The 18,342-nt window shown below is 36.7% G+C and carries 14 protein-coding genes; 6 read left to right on the forward strand and 8 right to left on the reverse strand.

Going from position 1 to position 18,342, the window contains the following annotated elements; translation table 11 throughout:
- Nucleotides 1-32 precede the first annotated feature (32 nt).
- The gene (locus MM213_RS13180; RefSeq protein ID WP_241412894.1) at nt 33-833 is read left to right on the forward strand and encodes a hypothetical protein; all 801 of its coding nucleotides are present in this window, start codon (nt 33-35) and stop codon (nt 831-833) included.
- Between the two features lie 10 nt (nt 834-843).
- Nucleotides 844-1,788 carry a DUF4097 family beta strand repeat-containing protein gene (locus MM213_RS13185; RefSeq protein ID WP_241412895.1) on the forward strand — a complete coding sequence of 315 codons (945 nt, stop codon included), beginning with the start codon at nt 844-846 and terminating at the stop codon, nt 1,786-1,788.
- Between the two features lie 86 nt (nt 1,789-1,874).
- Here the strand turns inward: MM213_RS13185 and MM213_RS13190 are convergent, their stop codons facing one another.
- The 3 genes from MM213_RS13190 to MM213_RS13200 are packed head-to-tail and all read right to left on the reverse strand — an operon-like array spanning nt 1,875 to nt 5,701.
- Nucleotides 1,875-2,384, reverse strand: coding sequence for a hypothetical protein (locus MM213_RS13190; protein WP_241412897.1), 510 nt, complete (start codon nt 2,382-2,384; stop codon nt 1,875-1,877).
- Nucleotides 2,377-3,483 (reverse strand): ferredoxin--NADP reductase, encoded by a 1,107-nt coding sequence (locus tag MM213_RS13195; RefSeq protein WP_241412899.1) that lies wholly within the window; start codon nt 3,481-3,483, stop codon nt 2,377-2,379. The genes MM213_RS13190 and MM213_RS13195 overlap by 8 nt, the downstream gene beginning before the upstream one ends.
- Nucleotides 3,484-3,496: 13 nt before the next feature.
- Nucleotides 3,497-5,701 carry a DUF5916 domain-containing protein gene (locus tag MM213_RS13200; RefSeq protein ID WP_241412901.1) on the reverse strand — a complete coding sequence of 735 codons (2,205 nt, stop codon included), beginning with the start codon at nt 5,699-5,701 and terminating at the stop codon, nt 3,497-3,499.
- Between the two features lie 153 nt (nt 5,702-5,854).
- Here MM213_RS13200 and purB point away from each other — a divergent pair, with 153 nt between their 5' ends.
- Nucleotides 5,855-7,201: an adenylosuccinate lyase gene (gene purB, locus MM213_RS13205; RefSeq protein ID WP_241412903.1), complete on the forward strand. Its 1,347-nt coding sequence runs from the start codon at nt 5,855-5,857 to the stop codon at nt 7,199-7,201.
- A 195-nt stretch (nt 7,202-7,396) separates the two neighbouring features.
- Nucleotides 7,397-8,962: a SulP family inorganic anion transporter gene (locus MM213_RS13210; protein ID WP_241412905.1), complete on the forward strand. Its 1,566-nt coding sequence runs from the start codon at nt 7,397-7,399 to the stop codon at nt 8,960-8,962.
- Here MM213_RS13210 and ctlX read toward each other — a convergent pair.
- Nucleotides 8,959-9,894 (reverse strand): citrulline utilization hydrolase CtlX, encoded by a 936-nt coding sequence (ctlX, locus tag MM213_RS13215; RefSeq protein WP_241412907.1) that lies wholly within the window; start codon nt 9,892-9,894, stop codon nt 8,959-8,961. The genes MM213_RS13210 and ctlX overlap by 4 nt on opposite strands.
- 143 nt (nt 9,895-10,037) lie before the next feature.
- Here ctlX and MM213_RS13220 point away from each other — a divergent pair, with 143 nt between their 5' ends.
- Both MM213_RS13220 and MM213_RS13225 read left to right on the forward strand, forming a co-directional pair.
- Nucleotides 10,038-10,865 (forward strand): HipA family kinase, encoded by an 828-nt coding sequence (locus MM213_RS13220; protein WP_241412908.1) that lies wholly within the window; start codon nt 10,038-10,040, stop codon nt 10,863-10,865.
- Entirely contained in the window at nt 10,862-11,719 is an 858-nt protein-coding gene (locus tag MM213_RS13225) for a hypothetical protein (protein WP_241412910.1), read from the forward strand. Before MM213_RS13220 ends, MM213_RS13225 begins: the two co-directional genes overlap by 4 nt.
- 172 nt (nt 11,720-11,891) lie before the next feature.
- Here MM213_RS13225 and MM213_RS13230 read toward each other — a convergent pair whose 3' ends face one another.
- From MM213_RS13230 to MM213_RS13245, 4 genes are read right to left on the reverse strand one after another with little or no spacing between them, the layout of a single operon-like run.
- Nucleotides 11,892-12,665: a leucine-rich repeat domain-containing protein gene (locus tag MM213_RS13230; RefSeq protein ID WP_241412912.1), complete on the reverse strand. Its 774-nt coding sequence runs from the start codon at nt 12,663-12,665 to the stop codon at nt 11,892-11,894.
- 11 nt (nt 12,666-12,676) lie between these two features.
- Nucleotides 12,677-13,642, reverse strand: a complete 966-nt coding sequence (locus MM213_RS13235; protein WP_241412913.1) for a hypothetical protein — start codon at nt 13,640-13,642, stop codon at nt 12,677-12,679.
- A 51-nt stretch (nt 13,643-13,693) separates the two neighbouring features.
- The gene (locus MM213_RS13240; RefSeq protein WP_241412914.1) at nt 13,694-15,094 is read right to left on the reverse strand and encodes a hypothetical protein; all 1,401 of its coding nucleotides are present in this window, start codon (nt 15,092-15,094) and stop codon (nt 13,694-13,696) included.
- Nucleotides 15,095-15,123: 29 nt separating this feature from the next.
- Complete coding sequence (locus MM213_RS13245) at nt 15,124-17,925, reverse strand: TonB-dependent receptor (protein ID WP_241412915.1); 2,802 nt, start codon at nt 17,923-17,925, stop codon at nt 15,124-15,126.
- Between the last annotated feature and the right edge of the window lie 417 nt (nt 17,926-18,342).

Here is an 18,342-nt window from a genome sequence, read left to right on the forward strand (position 1 = left end):
CCTTTTTGTAAAGTATTTAAGCTGAGAAAAAAATGAAGAAGATATTATTGATACTATGTTTTGGGGTGTTCTTTTCAGGAAATTCCTTTTCACAAGAGGAAGAAAAAGGAGATTTAGAAAAAAAGGAAATAGTAAAGACCAAAGATTTTAAACTATTTGGTTCAGAATGGCACTATGAAAAGTATGCCGACAAATCATACACATTGATTACAAACGACGGGGATATTGATATCTCAGGAAGAAAGAAGCGCAGATATCAAAGGTCATTAAATTTTGACTTGGGAATCAATACTTGGATTAATGATGAGACTGCACCCACTGTAAAACCATGGGGAAGTTGGAATGTGGCGATTAATTATCAGCATCAGTACAAGTTTGGTAAGAATTTCTCTTTGAACCCTTCTATTGGTGTGAGTTGGTATAATTTCAAATTTGAGGACACTAACCTGATTGCTGTAAAAGAGACAGATGGAATAGAATTTCAAGATTTCAATGGAGGCGTAGGTACCAAGTCAAAAATTTCCGCATCGTACCTGAATTTGAGTTTGATTCCGATAGTGCACAGTAGTAATGGTAAGTTTAGGTTTGGGATTGGACCATATGCAGGACTTCGATTGGGAGGGAGAGGTAAATTTGTTTATGATGATCAGAATGGACGATCTCGTAAATTGTTTGAAAAGTCAAACATGTACGCAAACAATTTCAGATATGGAGGCAGAGTAGTGCTGGGAGTATCAAATGTAGATTTGTTTGTCAATTATGATTTGAATGAGTTCTTTGAAAAAGACAAAGGACCTAGAGTAAATGCATTGAGTTTTGGTTTAATTTTATAAATAATCAAATATGAAAACTTTAAAAATAAGTATCTTTTTAATCATTGGGGTTTTGATGATGTCAAATACCTCGGAGCTATACGCTCAAATGCAAGTTTTGGTGGACACCAAAAAGACATTCGAAGCAATCAATAGGTTGGAAATCAGCAGTTCAGCCTTGGAAGTGGAATACATCGGTGATCCAAATATGAAGGTGGTAGTAGTAGAAGCTTATTTGGAGTCAACACAAGACGGTCAGGATATAGTTTTTGTGACTTTGGGAGAAGTGTTGAAAATTTCTTATCAGCAAAATGATCTGAAAAATATCAGCTGGGGGCTTAACCAAACTAAAGGGTATATTAGAATAAAAGGGCCTGAAAGTATTCAGCTTAGCATGACTGGAGGATCAGGGAAAATCAGAATAGACGGAGTTTCTTCAGAATTCACTTCTCTAAAAGTAGGTTCGGGACATTTGCAAATAGCCAATATTCGTGGAGACTTAGAAACAAGTGCTGGTTCTGGAAGGATTGAAATTTCGGATGTCAGTGGCTATCTCAAATTAAAAATGGGATCAGGAACTGCCAGTCTTTCTAATCTTTATGGAGATGCCGACGTATCATTTTCAAGTGGAAGCTTCAAAGCGAGTAATGTAGAAGGATTATTATCTTTATCTGTAAGCTCTGGAAATGCAAAATTGTCTAATGTAGCGCAATTAGGAAATGTATCAATCTCTTCTGGATCTGTGAAAGCAGAGAAATCAGGCTTAAGTAGTATGACTAATCTTAAAGCTTCTTCTGGAAGTATTAAGATCAATACAGATTCCAACCTGAATGATTACAATTATAACTTGAAAGCTACCTCAGGTTCATTGAGAGTAGGGGACAAAAGACAAGGCAAAACCTTGCAAATAAACAACGGCTCTCCAAACATGGTTAATGGAAGTGTTAGTTCAGGATCAATTTCGATTGAGAATTAGGTCATTTTTTGCCAAAAAAATTAAAGGCACAAAGAACATTATTCTGTTCTTTGTGCCTTTTTTATGGCTCTTGATTCTTACTGCTTCTAACTTTCCCTTGTCTTGATCCGGATGACACGCTCTTTTTCTTCACCTTTCAGCTTTAAAAGCCTAACAATCCTGTCGGGACTAGGTTTGCCAAGTGACAATAGTACCAATGTAACAGCATAAGCAATGATATACCCATTGTTTTCAAAAAACAGTAAACCCAATGAACATAAAATGCTGCTTAGAAATAATATCCAAAACCTACGCATTGTAGCTTGTTGGTACAAGTGAATTTTGGTTTCTAAATCCTGATTGCTGATAAAGGTTTTGCCTATTGCATTGTGAAAATTCCAATAATGAACTGCCAGCAATCCATAGATCAATCCCAGAAGGAAAAAATCAAGGATTTGTGGCAAATCAAATGGAGATCTGTTGATGGATTCACTTTGAGAGTAAAGGTATACTATTGCGAAAAAAGGAATGGAACACGCAATCAAAATCAGCGTATTCCTTTCAAGTTTTTCATAAATTGGCCTTATGGGGTCTTTTTCCAAAATTTTCTTATTCAATGATTATTTTGATATCGCTGCTTGCTGGTTTTGAGGAGCAACATAAAATATAGCCTTCTGCAATCTCTCCTTCACTAAGTCCTGCATCTTCAATCATGTCAACTTTTCCAGATACCAAACGGCCTCTACATGCTGTGCACAAGCCACTTTGGCAACTGTATGGCATATCAATGTTATTGTCAAGGCCAGCTTCCAAGATCGTTTTTTCTGGAGCTACTTCATAAGTGTAATCTTGACCTTCTACACTTACTATCACTTCTCTTGTCAATGATGGAGCCATTTCACCACTTGCTTTGAGTGCAGCTTCTTTTGCGTCTAGATCTGTGTAAAAGCTTTCTTCGAATATCAGTTCAGTAGAGATGTTGAGTTCCTTGAAGGTGTTCAGAGTTGTTGTCATCAAGCCTTCAGGTCCACAAACAAAGTATTTTTTGGTCGTTGTTGATTTGTCATCACTCCAACTCAAAACTTCCTTTACTTTTGTAGAGTCCAACCTGCCTTTCATGCCTTTCCATTCCGGATTAGGTTGGCTGAGGTTGTGGATGATCTCTAACTTGTCAGCATATTTTTCTTTTAGGACTTCAAATTCCTTTTTGAAGATTATTTGCTCTTCAGATCTTGAGCAGTACAGTAATGTGATTTTGGAGTCAGGCTCGTTGACCAATACAGACTTGACAAGTCCCATGATTGGAGTGATTCCGCTTCCACCAGCAACCATGAAATATTGCGTTCTATTTTTAGAATGAAAAGAGGTCGTAAAATTCCCCATAGGCTTCATGATCTCTATGGTTTTTCCTGGTCTTATTTGGTCATTGAGAAAATTGGAAACCACTCCTTTTTCTACCCTTTTTATAGTAATTCCAGGATATGGATCTACAAAAGGAGAGGTGCAAAGACTATAAGATCTTCTTTCTTCCTTTCCGTTGATTTCTAATATGACCGTGATAAATTGGCCAGGCTTGTAATCCAAATATGGCTCTGGCTGTTCAAAGAATATGCTCACTGTATCGGGAGTTTCTTTGACTACTTCCCTCACTTTCAGAGATAAATATTGTTCGCCTTTAGATGGCTCGTCTTTCTTTTTTTTGAATAAATTAAACATTCCCGCTTATTCTTTACACGTTAATCCAATACGTAAGCTTCAAAATTAATGCACGATTTTTAATTTGAAGATTTTCTGGATGATAATTATCAGTATACACAACAAAGAAATCCGACACAGGTTTGAATCTCCATTGAAACCGTGTATTGACATTGATGTTTTGAATTTGACTGTTGTATTGTACAAAGGTACTCAGAAACAATTTATCTGTAAAGGAAACTTCAGCTCTAGGGCCAATTAACCATAAATTACCCGAACTGAATGGTTTTGGAAGGTCAATTTTATTGTATTCTGCAAACATTGATATATTACCGAAAGGTTGGAAGCGATAGTTTAGGCTGGTATTTACAAATGTTCTTTTCCCATTAAAAAAGCCTCCATAATAAGTAGTGGCTGAATAATTAAACAATTTTCTTCTATCCGAAGTATAGGTAATGCCTGTTCTTAGGTAAGAATAATTAGTGCCCGCTTCCAATCTTTCTCCACCAGAACGAGTAGGATCAAATGAGTTGAAAAGGTAAATGTATTCATTGAATAATCTATATTGAATAGTTGCTGTGTTTTTTAGATACAATCGGTAAATAAATGAAACAGTTTCATCTGTTTTGAAAGTGAGGTTATCATTGGAATACATATCATACCTTATCTGAAAAGTTTGCTGAAAGATTTTCTTGTTATCTATGACATGACGGTACAATATACTAGGTTCTAATCTCCAATATGATCTTCTTGGGACGAATCCTACTTCAGCATTATATCCTTCCCCAACATACTCGTGATTCCATTGTAGTTTCCAAGTTTTAGAATTATAATCTAGATAACTTGCATGTGCTTTATTGTCGTCTTTATTTTCAGGACTAAAAGATTGGTGATAGAAAAATTTTCCAGTCCATTTATTGTCTCTAGAAGCCAAATTATAGTCCAACCCCAATACTCGATTATAATTAGAAATGGGATTTGTTTCTCCTACTTGACTTGTGTTTTGTCTGTTTACGAAGATTGCTGCAATATTTGATCTGGAAAAAACTTTCTGCTGTACTGTAGCAACTGTATAGTTTTGACCTGGGTAGCCAATGTTATCTTCGGTAGCAGTTTGCATATTTAGAAGCCCAACCCTGAGGTTATCATTTAAATTACCATTCAATCTTGCTCCAAATAGGATTCTGTTACTGACACTTCTTCCTAAACTATCAGTGGCAATACCAATTCTTCTAGAAAAAAATGGGCGAATGCTTCTAAATCCAAAATCACTGAACAAATCAGCATTTTCCAAAAAGAATTGTCTTCTTTCGGGAAAGAATAGTTCAAAGCGATTCAAATTAGTCTGTTGCTGATCAACTTCTACAGTTGAAAAGTCAGGGTTGAAAGTTAAGTCCAAATTTAGAGATGGTGTTACTGCAATTTTGGCATCAAGGCCTATGGCATATCCACCTCTGATAGGACTATCCTCTTGGTAATCTTTGGATCCACTTGCTGCAGCATAGGGGATCAGGGCGATATTAGAACCAGGTTTTTTTAATGGTTTGTCCCAGTTCAAATATCCTGTAAAAGCAAGACTTCCAATTCTTTGATTCAATGGTACAGGCACCCATGAAGATTGTTCGAAATTTTTCCTGTCGTTTCTTAAAAAATTCACTTTCCAGTATTCAGATCCTTCTGTATATCTAAGAGTTTTGAAAGGAATGGCCATCTCGACTTCCCATCGATCATCAAATCTCGTTACTTCTGAATACCATTTATTATCCCAGACACTTGAAAGTCGATCACCACTATTGACTAAGCCTTCCATCTGAATGTTAAAAGGCGAGACACCAAACATAAACCCATTGTTTCCGTCATCGTATGGGCCAATTAGAATGGCAAATGCATCATTTTGGTCAAACTCAAAGTCTCTTTTTAACGAAGATACTACATAATTCCCTGGCGTTTTGATATAAAGTGTAGCAGCCACATATAGAAAGTCTTCATCATATTTCAGTCGTACCTCAGTGGATTCTGTGGCAGGAAGGCCTTCTTTTGGGATTTGTTGGACAAAATTACTAATTATTGTTGCCTCAGCCCACTCGTCTACATTAATGATTCCATCTACTGTGATTTTTGACTTTGAGGGACTGACTTCAAGTCCAAATTCTTTTTCTTTTATGTCTTTTTTATCAAAAGCAAAACAAAAAGAAGTAGACATCAAAAGTGTGATTATACTTGGGTAAATATATTTCATTTGAGCAAAAGTAAAAGATTTAGGAAGCTTGGGCTATGTCTATTTTTCTTATGGTAAAATGCTAAGATATTAAAGCGAGATTTAATTATAGATGGAGGGTGCTTTTTCCTAGATAAAGGCTAAATTTGCATCCTCAAAACAAAAGCTAATCCCATGAATTTGACTAACCTGACAGCCGTAAGTTCCATTGACGGTAGGTATGGTAGCAAGACTGCGCCATTAAGACAATACTTTTCAGAATTTGCCTTGATCAAATATAGAGTTCACGTAGAAGTAGAATATTTCATTGCGCTTTGTGAACTACCACTTCCACAGCTAAAGGATTTTGACAAAAATTTGTTTGGATCTCTGAGAGAATTGGTGAAAAATTTCAGTGTAGCTGATGCGGAAAGCATCAAGGAAACTGAGAAGGTGACAAATCATGACGTGAAAGCTGTTGAGTATTTTCTTAAGGAAAAATTTGATGGGTTGGGACTGGATGCATTTAAGGAATTTATTCATTTTGGACTTACATCTCAGGATATCAACAATACCTCAACACCACTGATGCTCAAAGAAGGGCTTGAAGAAGTGATTTTACCTGTGTTGAATGAAGTGCTGGGGAATTTGAAAAGTAGGATGGAGGAATGGAAAGATATACCAATGCTAGCCAAGACACATGGTCAGCCTGCTTCCCCGACGAAGTTGGGCAAGGAGTTTCAGGTGTTTGTGGCAAGGGTAGAAAAGCAGTTAGAACTTCTAAAGCAAGTTCCTTATTCTGCAAAATTCGGTGGTGCTACTGGAAATATGAATGCTCATCATGTCGCATATCCAGAGATAGACTGGATGCTTTTTGCTAATGGTTTTGTGGCAAATTACTTAGGTTTGGAAAGAAGCTACCCAACTACACAGATCGAGCATTATGATAACCTAGCAGCGCTATTTGATGGATTGAAGAGGGTAAATACCATCCTTTTGGATTTGTCCAAAGATGTGTGGCAGTATGTAGCCATGAATTATTTCAAACAAAAAATAAAAGCTGGAGAGATTGGTTCATCAGCTATGCCTCACAAAGTGAATCCAATAGATTTTGAAAATGCAGAAGGAAATCTAGGTGTTGCAAATGCACTTTTGGAGCATCTGTCGGCCAAATTGCCGATCAGCAGATTGCAGCGAGATTTGACAGATAGTACGGTGTTGCGTGTTATTGGTGTGCCTTTGGGTCATATGCTTATAGCTTTTGAATCCTTGAACAAAGGCTTGAACAAGCTTGAATTGAATGCCGCCGCGATAGATGCAGACCTTGAAGACAACTGGGCAGTAGTAGCGGAAGCTTTACAGACAGTGTTGAGAAGAGAAGGGTATCCAAAGCCTTATGAAGCATTGAAAGACCTTACAAGGACAAATACTAAAATCACAGCAGAATCAATTTCAGATTTTATAGAAACCTTACAGGTAGATGATCAAATCAAGGCTGAATTGAAAAAAATCACCCCTTTCAATTATACAGGGATTGCTTAATTTACACTTTTGAAATGAATCTTGCTTTTGCCAAAATGAAAAAAATTGGACAAAGGCAAGATTCTTATAGCATTGTTACTAGTTTCTTTAAAATTTTTGCCAAATAAGGTTCAAAGAAGCTGAATTATTCTATTTTTACCATAGTATAGCTTGATTTTTCAGGTGTCAGAGATTTTAACCAGTCCAGTTTTTCCTATGAACAAATCAAAAAATATATTCTCACATCTTGGTTCAGATCTTCCGGCCGGGTTAGTTGTTTTTCTAGTTGCCTTGCCTCTATGTCTTGGGATAGCCTTATCATCAGGTGCACCCTTGTTCTCAGGGATCATTGCTGGAGTGATAGGGGGCATTGTTGTTGGGTATTTATCGGGTTCAAGCACTTCTGTTTCCGGACCAGCAGCAGGACTTACGGTCATAGTCTTGAATGCAATTACTGATTTGGGTGCTTTTGATGTATTCTTACTAGCTGTTGTACTTGCAGGGGTGTTTCAAGTTGTTTTGGGAATAGTAAAAGCTGGGGTGATTGGTTATTATTTCCCCACATCTGTAATCAAAGGAATGCTTGCAGGTATCGGTATTATTTTGATCATTAAGCAGATTCCTTATGCATTTGGAGTGAATGAAACAAAGAATCTAGCCCAATATGTGCCCTTTATCAACGATTGGGAGGCTGTACTGGATTTGCGGAATTTGGCTAATCAATTTGATTTTGGAGCATTAATCATCACTGTGATTTCACTCGCCGTTTTGATCCTTTGGGATAAGTCCTTTGTAAAACAAAATAAAATCCTTAGAGTAGTCCCTGGACCTTTGCTAGTTGTTATTTTAGGAGTTGGTATCAATAAGTTTTTCAAATTTGTAATCCCTTCTTTGTATTTGAATACAGACGATAAAGTCGTTTTGCCACAAGTACAAAGCTGGGAAGGGTTTACTTCACTTTTCACCTTCCCTGATTTTTCAGCAATTGGAAATCCCGAAGTATGGATAGTAGCATTTACGATTGCCATCATTGCGAGTTTGGAGACTCTTTTGAGTTTAGAAGCGGCAGATAAAATTGATCCATATAAGCGGGTTTCTCCTCCAAATCGAGAGCTTTTTGCACAGGGAACAGGAAACATTCTCAATGGTCTAGTAGGAGGGCTTCCTGTTACTGCAGTTATTGTAAGGAGTTCTGCCAATGTCACTTCTGGAGCACGGACAAAAATGTCTGCGATTTTCCATGGGCTACTTCTGGTAATGAGTGTGCTTTTGATTCCGGGTTTGCTTAATTTGATTCCATTGGCTTGCTTGGCAGCTATACTGCTTCAGGTTGGGTACAAACTAGCTAAAATATCCTTATTCAAAACTCAGGCAAAGCTGGGTTGGGATCAGTTCCTTCCCTTTATAGTTACCATTTTGGGAATTGTGATTTTTGATTTGTTGATAGGGATAGGGTTGGGAATGGGAGTGGCCATCGTCTATATTCTATTGAGAAACTTTCAGAATTCGCATGTCCTGACACTAGAGGGACATAAAGATTCCTTTGATGCTATTACAATAATACTTTCTGAAGAAATGAGTTTCTTAAACAAAGGAGCACTGATCAAAACGCTGGATGATATCCCAAATGGAAAATATGTGGTGATTGACGGATCCAATTCCAAAATTATAGATTATGATGTATTGGAGGTTATAGAAAACTTCAAGATCAATGCAAAAGAAAGAGATATTGAGGTAGATACCATCAAAATCAAGTCAGTAAAAATAGGTGGTTTACATTAGTCTTTTTTGAGGAAAATCTCTGCCATCATGCACCTAGCACTTCCTCCTCCTAGTTTTTCTATAGTTGGAATCTTTGGGGTGATTATTTCTGTGTACTTGCTGATATTTTCTTTTTGGGCTTTGCTCAATGAATCAAAGGCCGCTTGGGACATGACAGTGAATTTCTCACCTTTTTTATTTTGTACCTCTAGCATATTTCCTGCAAAGTTGAATTTTTGCTTTGCAGTGATTGGAATGATTTTCTTCCCTGAATTTTCCAATTTAGACTGTAGATTCAATCTTTCCGTAGTATTTGGAATACTTTCCAGGCAGACAATTGCTATCTCAGACCCTATATGCATCATTACATTGGTGTGGTAGATAGGCGATGCCACTCCATTGATAATTTGTGTTGCGTCAAAATCTACAATGTCAAATTCAAGTAACCTACCCAAATATTCCAAGGGTACTTGATGGGTTCTCAAAGATCTACAGGCATAAGCTATTTGGTTCACTCTATCCAAAATTAGACTTCCTGTTCCTTCTAAAAACTGTTCGTCCTGTTCAAAAAAACTAAGGTCAATAATTTCACTTACCTGATAACCTGATTGTATCAGACTTTCAATAATGTCTTTTCTCCTCTCCAATCTTCTGTTTGGCGAAAACATCGGATATAATATCACTTTTCCATCTTCATGCGTACTGAACCAGTTATTTGGGAAAATCGAATCTGTTTTTTTGGGTTCAATGGAATCTTCAATCACAATAATCTCTAAACCTTTACTTTTCAACAATGCCACAAAACCATCAAATTCTATTTGCGCAATATTATTGATTTCGTGGCTGTCTCTTTCGTCTTGTTTTTGATAAAAGTTATTGGCAGCAGTTTCAGGATTGAAGCCAAAGTTTGCAGGGCGAACCATTAAGATGGTAGAGGAGGTTTGGGAAGGCATGTTTTTGTTATTAAGCTTAAATTTACCTGTTTTTTTTTACACTTGTAAAATTTTGCTTTGATGTAAATTATTTATTTTTCTAGTCTTTTTGGGAATATCTATTTTATAAAATTGTATAATTATGTAATAAATAGATGAATATTATGATTCCAATAGTGAAGACTATTACATTTATTGAAGAACTCATACATCAGAATAGTGCTCCAGTAAAATTCTTATGTGATGATTTCAATACTTATTATTGTAAATCTACATTGAATGATTCGGGTCATGATTTTTTGGTTTATGAAATTATAGGCAATAGGTTGGCTAATTATTTTGAAATTGCGTCACCTGAAATAGCTTTTGTTCAATTTAATACAGAAGCTATGGGGTCTTACTTTTTTCAAAGGAACTTTAATGTAGAAAATGAAGATATTTTGTTTGGTTCTAAGTATATAGGTATTAATGATCACCTTGACAAAACAGGCAAGTTTACTATTAAAAACAGTAAAGAATTTTCTAAGTTATCAAACCCAGCAGACCTTTTGAAGATTGCAATAATGGATATTCATTTAAATAATTCTGATAGGAATGAAGAGAATTTTAATCTTCTCTTTCAAACAAAAAAGAGAAGCTATTATGCAATCGATCATGCTGCAATTTTTGGTGGGCCTGCAATGAAAGGAAGGTTCACTCCTAGAGGAGAGCCTTCTTTAGGGCAAAAGTTGCTGAGTTCTTATCTATTGAAAAATGTACTTAAATTCATATCTTTCGAAAAAGTTGAAGAAATCGTAGAAAATTACTTTTCGAAATGTAATGATGCATTGGTTCAGGAAGTTAGAGAAGTATTTGATTCTTTACCAAATACTTGGGAGATAGATTTAGGACTAGAAGATAGAATTCTAGAATATGTCCTTAATAATACTAGGTTAAATCTGCTAGAGTTGTTGATTAAAGATAGGATTTACGAAATCAAAAAAAAGAAATGAAAAATCTCATTGTTACAATATCTATTAAGCTAAATGATCTTACTGATGATGCGATTACTGTTGGTTTGTTAGCGTTCAATGAGCAAGTTGCTTTTTATGATTTCTCATATGAAAAACTAAAATCAGCTAAACCCCTTCTTGATAATAATTCTATGTATTATTTGGAGAATGCACTGATAGAAATGGGGAAAGCTTTTCAGATTGAAGGGGTGAAAAATGAGTTGGATTTTAAAGGTGAATTACTTAACGAAAAGTATATAAGTTATTTGTCAAAATATTCTAATGGAATCTTGAAAATAAGTGAACCAAAAGGATTAGCAACATTGCTCGATAAACACACTTTCGGGAAGTTGTTTAGATCTTTTGTTGGTACAAATCCTGTGAAAAATACGGTCAATGTTTCAAATAGTTTGAGGAGGGGAATGATTAATATCCTGAAACATGAAGTATTTGAAAGAATTGATACTCTTTATCCAATAGATCCGACAATAATTAATGGGATATACGCTAGACATAGGTTGGATTTTATAGGGGTCAACGGAAGTCCTTTTGCAGGATTGGCAGTGGACTTTAACAAGGAAGAAGGAGAAGTTGGCAAGACAATACTGACTTTTAGAAATATAGCCAAAGGCCTTGCAGAAAAGGCAAATAAAAATGGTATGAGTTCAGGAAGGTATGAAGTTTATTTTAATGAGCCTGAATCTATGGAAAACAAGAGGCTTTTGGATATAGTTATGAAGGATAAATCCAAAGGGTTTGAAATGATAGGTTTTGATAAGATAGATAGTGTGATTAAACGTTTAGAAGGGGGTGGGTTTAAGAAATTTTCTAGTTCAAAATTAGCATTAATTTAATTTTTTTTTTAGAAACTAAGGTTACTATCCATAATGTTCCATTTCCGGTACAACGAGACTTTGTAAGTTAAGAATAGACTTTCATAAATAGCCACTTGATTCAAATCAAGTGGCTAAATTGGTTAATGGTTTACTTATTTTTAATATAAAGGTATTGGATGATAAATCTTTATTAGTCCTCGTTTGGAACACCTTCGATGTTGGAAATTTGAGCCATGTAAGGTCTGATTGGACTCCAGTCATCTACTGACAATCCTCTCAAATCCAACGTTGCGCCACCGTTTTCAGAAGCACCTGGAGTAGTGTCAAGTAATGCACCTGCTGCCATCATTTCACCCAATACAGTCACATCAGTCACACCGGTGTTTCTCATGTTGATTCTGTAAAGAGTCGTGAAGTTTTTGATAGTAGTCAAGCCAGCATTTCCCATAGGTACTTCTCTTAGGATAATTTCTTTCATTCCAGTGTTTTTAGATAAAGGACTGATATCCGTAATACCTCTTGTAGTATTGGCATTGAAATATGTCAATGTAGTGTATTCAGAGATAGGAGTAAGGTCGGTAACGGCAGTGTTATTCATTCTCAAATACTCAACTTTTTTCAAGTCTTTGATAGGAGTAAGGTTAGTAACTTTAGTGGTACCGAAATGCAGGTAAGTTAGGTTTTCTGCGAATTCAAGACCAGTCAAGTCAGCTATTTCACTGATAGTTCCAGCGAAATCGTTACCACCATCAATTGTAAGCTCTTCTAATCTAAGCATATCTTCCGATGTGATTGGAGTAGAAGCTTCCAATTCCAAAGCTAGTCTTACTTGAGTAGCTAAGTTTGTGTCTGGGATATTTACAATTTGAGGTGTATCAGGTTCTGGATCATCTGAACAGCTAAAGCTGAATACGGCCACTAAGCAAAGGGTCAAGATTGACCAAGATTTGATAAAATTCTTCATTTTGTTTGTGATTAGTTGATTTTTAAATATTTGTATAGGTTAGGTTTTGTAGTACTGTTAAGCTCTTCACTTAGTGTGAAGTAATTTCCATCTGGATCAAAGCAAATGGCTTCACCCTGAGGTTCTCCTGCATATGGTGCCTTGATAGGTGTTCTACTTAGCATTTGCACCATGCTTTCATCTTCTTCTTTTTCCCAATAGAATATTTCCTGTCTGTTTTTGATCAGTACTTTGTCTCCTGCTAGATTGCTCGTGGCAGCAGATGTTTCTCTGAAGCCAAACTCACCAGCCTTAAATGCCACGTCAACAGCTTCCGTTTTTTGTGGATATGGAAGTACATATAGGAAGGAGAACACATCTCTTTTGGTAGCCAAGAAAATATCAAGAGTAATGGGGTCAACCAATAGCCCTTCTGTATCATGACTTCCATCTGGGAATCTAAAATCTATCTTATCTATTTCCAGATTAGAAAGCGTTACCGTCTGCCCAGAGTGTGACTCTTGATATTCAGGTTCTTTGAATCGGTATATTGTGTAGGAACCTCTTCTTTCTTGATTGTCACCAGTATCACCGATATATAGATACGTTTCACCTTCTTCAGGGCCATAAGAAATCTCTATGTCTTCCCAATCTATATTTACTGTTCCTTCGATTCTATATCTGGTAATTATTTCACCGGTTTCGGCATCGATGAGGAATAGCATGTTTGTATTTCCTGAGTCTTGATGTGACCAAAGCTTCCCTGGGTTTTTGTAACTATATGCCAATCCTGATGCTTCTCTTAGTGCTACAGTCCCTTTTATTTCAGGCAATGGATTCCATTTTTCTGAAAAGGGCATTGAAAAAGTATTGTAAACAGCTTTAAATGGTTCATGAGTTGACCAATTATAGCCAGTTTCAATAGGGTTGGAATCATCGATACATGATTGGCTAGAGATAGCAAAAATTATCATGATGACTAGAAAATAATACTTCATAAGGTTCTAGTATAAATGGAGCGGAAATTTTCCGCTCCATTGAGAGTTTGATTAGTTTCTTGTTCCGAATGCTCCGAAGTGAGCTTTTGGAGCAGGAGGAGCGAAGTTTAACGCTCCGTCCAAAGAAGTATAAGTAGCATGAACAGGTTCGAAATCTGTTTTTCCACCAGTTAAGGCTGGAGAACCTGCTTTCAGATGGAAATCTGCATTTGCTGGAATAGGGTCAATGTTTCTAGCCAAAGGATCAGTGCTTACATTTGAATTACCACCAAAAGTGAAAGTACTAGGATCGTAATTTTCAAACATTGGATCATTTTCTCTTGGAGCACCAGCAACGTCAGTAGTAGGAATTGGAGTTCTAGGATCATTTCCAATCAAGCCAACTGAGGTTGTAGCACTTGTAGGGTAGAATTCATCTGTGATTGTTTGTACTGCACCATAGTTCCAGTTGTAACCATAATTGATTGATTCCACTCTTGGCTGAGATTCACCTGAGACTAGTCTTAATCCAAATCTGTTGTTTACCAAAAGGTTGTTGTGAACATCACCATAAGCGTCAGATTCATAGTTTAATCCCGCACCTCTACCTGGCTCAGATCTTCTGTAACCTGAGTTTAGGATAGTGTTGTTGTAGAAATTAGTGTGACATTTACCTCTTTCTCCTGGCCCTGTATCAGCTGATTTAAGACCATTTGTAGCAAGGTTGTAAAAAAGGTTGAACCCAAAATCACCAGAAGTTCCAGCTTTGATATTCACAGCATCACCACCTGTACCACCTGTTACTTCGAAAGTGTTGTATGTCATCAAGGTTTTTCCACCGTTGATTCTGATTGCATCATCTGGGCAGAATGCTATTCTTGAATTATTCAAAACAAAGATACCATCCTGTCTCATTTCATTTTGTCTGATGTAGTAGATAGCATAACTAGCATCTCCAGCACTCAATTCTCCACCGCCTCCAGTGGATGGTTGAGCCATTACATTTTCTTCTCTTGTAGCACCACCAGCATGGAGGATATCAGTGTAAAGGATCACCAAGTCACCAGCTACATTTGTACCAATTACACCACCCCAAAGTTGTCCAGTTCCATTGTTTTTTGGAGAATTGATAAGTGCTTCAGAAGCAGTTAGGGTAACTCTTGCACCTTCTTCTCCTAAAATGTACAATGATCCCAAAACCTCAATAAACCATGCTTCACCATTTGTTCCTTCTTGAAATTCAAGTGTAACTCCAGCAGGGATTGTCACGGATTGGTTTGCAGGTACGGTCAAGTCACCAACAACCTTATAAGTCTCACCTCTTTCAAATTCAATCTCATTCATGTTTCCAGAAATACCTTCAAGGACTTCATCCGGATTTTCGTCGATAGGATCTCTTTCTCCATTATCATCACAGCTCATGAAAGCCATTGATAATAATGCTAATAATAGCAGTGATTTAATCGTTTTCATATTTATTCTAGTTTAGTTGTAATTCTGTTTTAAAGTGTGTAGCGAACGCCCAACCTGAATGACTGTCCAAAAAGGTCCCTTCTCACGTTTGCAATATTGAAAGGATCAGTTTGATAAGGGTATGGGTCAGTTGGGATTGTAAGTGGTTTTTTGATGTATAATTGATATGGTGTGTTAAGGATGTTGTTGACTTTCGCAAAAATCACCATGCCATTTTTGAAACCTTTGTCTATTGAAAAATCCAATTGAGTCATCGGTTTCATGTATTGGTCAGCACCCAAGAATGGGGAGACTACCGCTATCCTTTCACCTGCATAATTCCCAACCAATTGGATATCCAGCATGGCATTTTGGTTTTTATAAAGTAAACTCAGGTTTGCGATGTGGTCAGACTGTCCCTGTAGCGGACGTGTTTGGTTCACCACTGAATTGGTTCTGTCTTCATTTATCAAGACTTTGCTAGTCATGATTTCAGAATTTGTAAAGGTGTAATTCATTCTGATACCAAACCGGCTGAAATACTTGGTGAAATCGACTTCTACCCCAAAGTTCGTGGCATCAGCAAAGTTTTGCGGTAGAATGGTCCTTGGGTTCGTAACTGTGCCATCACTTTCAGGTTGAGGGAAGCCATATTCTATAGGATCAATTATTTTTTTGTAAAATACCCCTATCAATATTTGGTCAGCACCAGACGGGAAAAACTCATATCTCAAATCAGCACTATGACCGATGGAAGGTCTTAAGTTTTCATTTCCTCTTTCTGTAAAAAATGAATCACCTCCTCCTGCACTTCTGATTGTTGGTACTATTTCATAAAAACCTGGTCGGCTTATCCCTTTGAAATAAGTTGCTCTTAGATTTGTCTTGTTGTTGATGCTATGTTTGATGCTAGCAGAAGGGAAGATGTTTAAATATTCTTGTTCCTTTTTAAGTTCAGTATTGTTACTATTTGCTGAGATTGAATTTATTTCATATCCCTGAAAAGTTTGCTCTGCTCTCACTCCAGCTTGGAAGTTGGTTTTGTTTACCGTTACACTTGCATTGACATATCCTGCATAGATATTTTCATAGGCATCATACACAAGGTTACTTCTGTCCCCACTTCCTAAAGGGTTTGCCATTGCAGTAAATCGAACTTCTCCGAAATCATCCCAATCAACCCCTCTGAATTGCCCGAATATCTGTGCATAATTGTAAAAGTTAAAATAGTTGTCTCTAACTTTATTTCTTCCCAATGCTCCAAATAGGATTTCGGTTTTATCATTGATGATATTGGGGTTGTATTTGAAATCTAGGTAAAGCGAAATATCATCATCTCGGTTTCTTTCCCAAGCTCTAGAGTTTCTCGTGCCTTGGAAATATAGGGATTCATTGATGATTCTATTTTCTTCAGTGATCAGCGTACCTGCTCTAGAAAACACCCCGTCATCAGGTCTGTCATTTAGGGCAGAAGAGTAGATCGCCATCCAGTTGGCCTGAAGATTTGGTAAAAGCTGATGTTCTCCTCTTAGATCCGCTGTGCTTATCGATTGGAAAATATTGCTAAATCTTGTTATTGGATAAACAGAAATGTTTGTAGTAGCCACAAAAGACTCTCTTCTCACTTGATCCCTTACTCTGAATTCGTTCAGAAGATAGTGCCCTAGGTATAAGCTAAACTTATTATTGGGATTTAGATTGTAATCCAATTTCCCATGAACAGCTGCTCTTGTTTGTTGGGAACTTGTTTCTCTTTCAATCAATCTTCGCATATCCAGTGGATTGCCTGGGTTGAAGTTTGGTTCTGGAGCATAGAAGTAATTGGAAACTGGACGGTAAGAGTTTTGGAAACTTCCACCGAGCATCACCCCAAGTTTCTTGTCTAAATACCTGTTTCCAAAAGTGAGATTTGCAAAGATATCAGGCATTGCCTTGCTTAAATCTTTGTTGATCATGTTTTCTACAGGAAAATCATCAGGTGTAGCTCTATAATTTGGACCGAATTGTTCCTTTGGAGAAAGCTTGTTCAAGTTGGAGCGATCATAAGTTTGGAATGGCCTATCAAAATTCAGAGCATTGTAGCCAATTTGAAAGTCTCCTTCTATCATCAATTGTTCGGGAGCACTCTTCATCACCATGTTGACAGTTCCGCCTATCGCATCAGCTTCCATGTTTGCTGTGAGTGATTTATAAACTTCCAATCTCTCCAAGAGTACAGCTGGAAAAATATCTAAAGGAACGAATCTATTTTCATTGTCCGGAGAAGGGATTTTGATGCCGTTGACTAAGGTGTTGTTGTACCTTTTGTCCATTCCTCTTACGATAGCGTATTGTGGATCACCACTTGCATTTCTTTCTATAGAAAGACCTGAAACTCGTTGGATCACATTTGCTACAGTGATGTCAGGAGATAGCTGAATTTGTCTAGCAGAGATTACATTCAGGACACTTGCAGAGTTTCTTTCAAGTTGACGTGCTTGGATATCAGTTCCTCTTGCACCTGAAGTGACTACAAATTCCGAAAGGACTGATTCATCAAATTTGAGATCAAAATCCTGAGTAGCTGTAGCACTTGGACTATTTACTACTACAATGGTATTGATGGTAGCATAACCTACGTAGGAAACAGTCAGATTGTAAGTGCCTTGAGGGATATTATTGAAAGAATATACACCGTCAAGACCGGTAATAGTAGTATTCCCATATGCCGCATCGGCACTTTTGATGACTACATTGGCACCAATTAGGAGCTCTTTACTAGAAGTATCTCTGATTTTTCCGTTAATCTTAGCAGCAAACAAATCAGAAGAACCAATTAGTAAAAATGACAATAACAATAACTTGATCTTCATAACGCAAAGGTGCGATCGGTAGTTTGCTATATCATTTCCAAAATATTTTCAAATTGTTATAAAAGTACTGCTTAAAGTTTCCTTAAAGTTATTGTTGTGTTTTGTAAAAGTTTAATTAATATTAACTAGATGTTAAACTATTGATTTTAAGTGTTTTAATGTTTGTATTTTTAGCCCATTCGATAATATTGGAGAGAAAATTAGTGATCAAAAAATTCAGGTGATTTATTCAAATTAGGAATTGCATGTTAAAATATAACAATATTTATCGGTTCAGAGATAAATTGATTATATCAACGAGATCAAGACGAGAACATATCTACTTTTAATTTAATATTTTAGTTATTTGCATTTTCCAGCAATGAATAATACAATCGATCGTATAGCAGGAAATCATGTTTTGTTTTAGCTTCTTCC

This window comes from Belliella alkalica (genome assembly GCF_022549785.1).
Lineage (GTDB): Bacteria > Bacteroidota > Bacteroidia > Cytophagales > Cyclobacteriaceae > Belliella > Belliella alkalica.

Excerpts from the sequence above, each read along its gene's own strand:
- MM213_RS13180 (WP_241412894.1), top strand. The coding sequence starts at position 33 with ATGAAGAAGATATTATTGATACTATGTTTTGGGGTGTTCTTTTCAGGA.
- MM213_RS13185 (WP_241412895.1), top strand. The coding sequence starts at position 844 with ATGAAAACTTTAAAAATAAGTATCTTTTTAATCATTGGGGTTTTGATG.
- MM213_RS13195 (WP_241412899.1), bottom strand. The coding sequence starts at position 3,483 with ATGTTTAATTTATTCAAAAAAAAGAAAGACGAGCCATCTAAAGGCGAA.
- MM213_RS13200 (WP_241412901.1), bottom strand. The coding sequence starts at position 5,701 with ATGAAATATATTTACCCAAGTATAATCACACTTTTGATGTCTACTTCT.
- purB (WP_241412903.1), top strand. The coding sequence starts at position 5,855 with ATGAATTTGACTAACCTGACAGCCGTAAGTTCCATTGACGGTAGGTAT.
- MM213_RS13210 (WP_241412905.1), top strand. The coding sequence starts at position 7,397 with ATGAACAAATCAAAAAATATATTCTCACATCTTGGTTCAGATCTTCCG.
- ctlX (WP_241412907.1), bottom strand. The coding sequence starts at position 9,894 with ATGCCTTCCCAAACCTCCTCTACCATCTTAATGGTTCGCCCTGCAAAC.
- MM213_RS13220 (WP_241412908.1), top strand. The coding sequence starts at position 10,038 with ATGATTCCAATAGTGAAGACTATTACATTTATTGAAGAACTCATACAT.
- MM213_RS13225 (WP_241412910.1), top strand. The coding sequence starts at position 10,862 with ATGAAAAATCTCATTGTTACAATATCTATTAAGCTAAATGATCTTACT.
- MM213_RS13230 (WP_241412912.1), bottom strand. The coding sequence starts at position 12,665 with ATGAAGAATTTTATCAAATCTTGGTCAATCTTGACCCTTTGCTTAGTG.
- MM213_RS13235 (WP_241412913.1), bottom strand. The coding sequence starts at position 13,642 with ATGAAGTATTATTTTCTAGTCATCATGATAATTTTTGCTATCTCTAGC.
- MM213_RS13240 (WP_241412914.1), bottom strand. The coding sequence starts at position 15,094 with ATGAAAACGATTAAATCACTGCTATTATTAGCATTATTATCAATGGCT.
- MM213_RS13245 (WP_241412915.1), bottom strand. The coding sequence starts at position 17,925 with ATGAAGATCAAGTTATTGTTATTGTCATTTTTACTAATTGGTTCTTCT.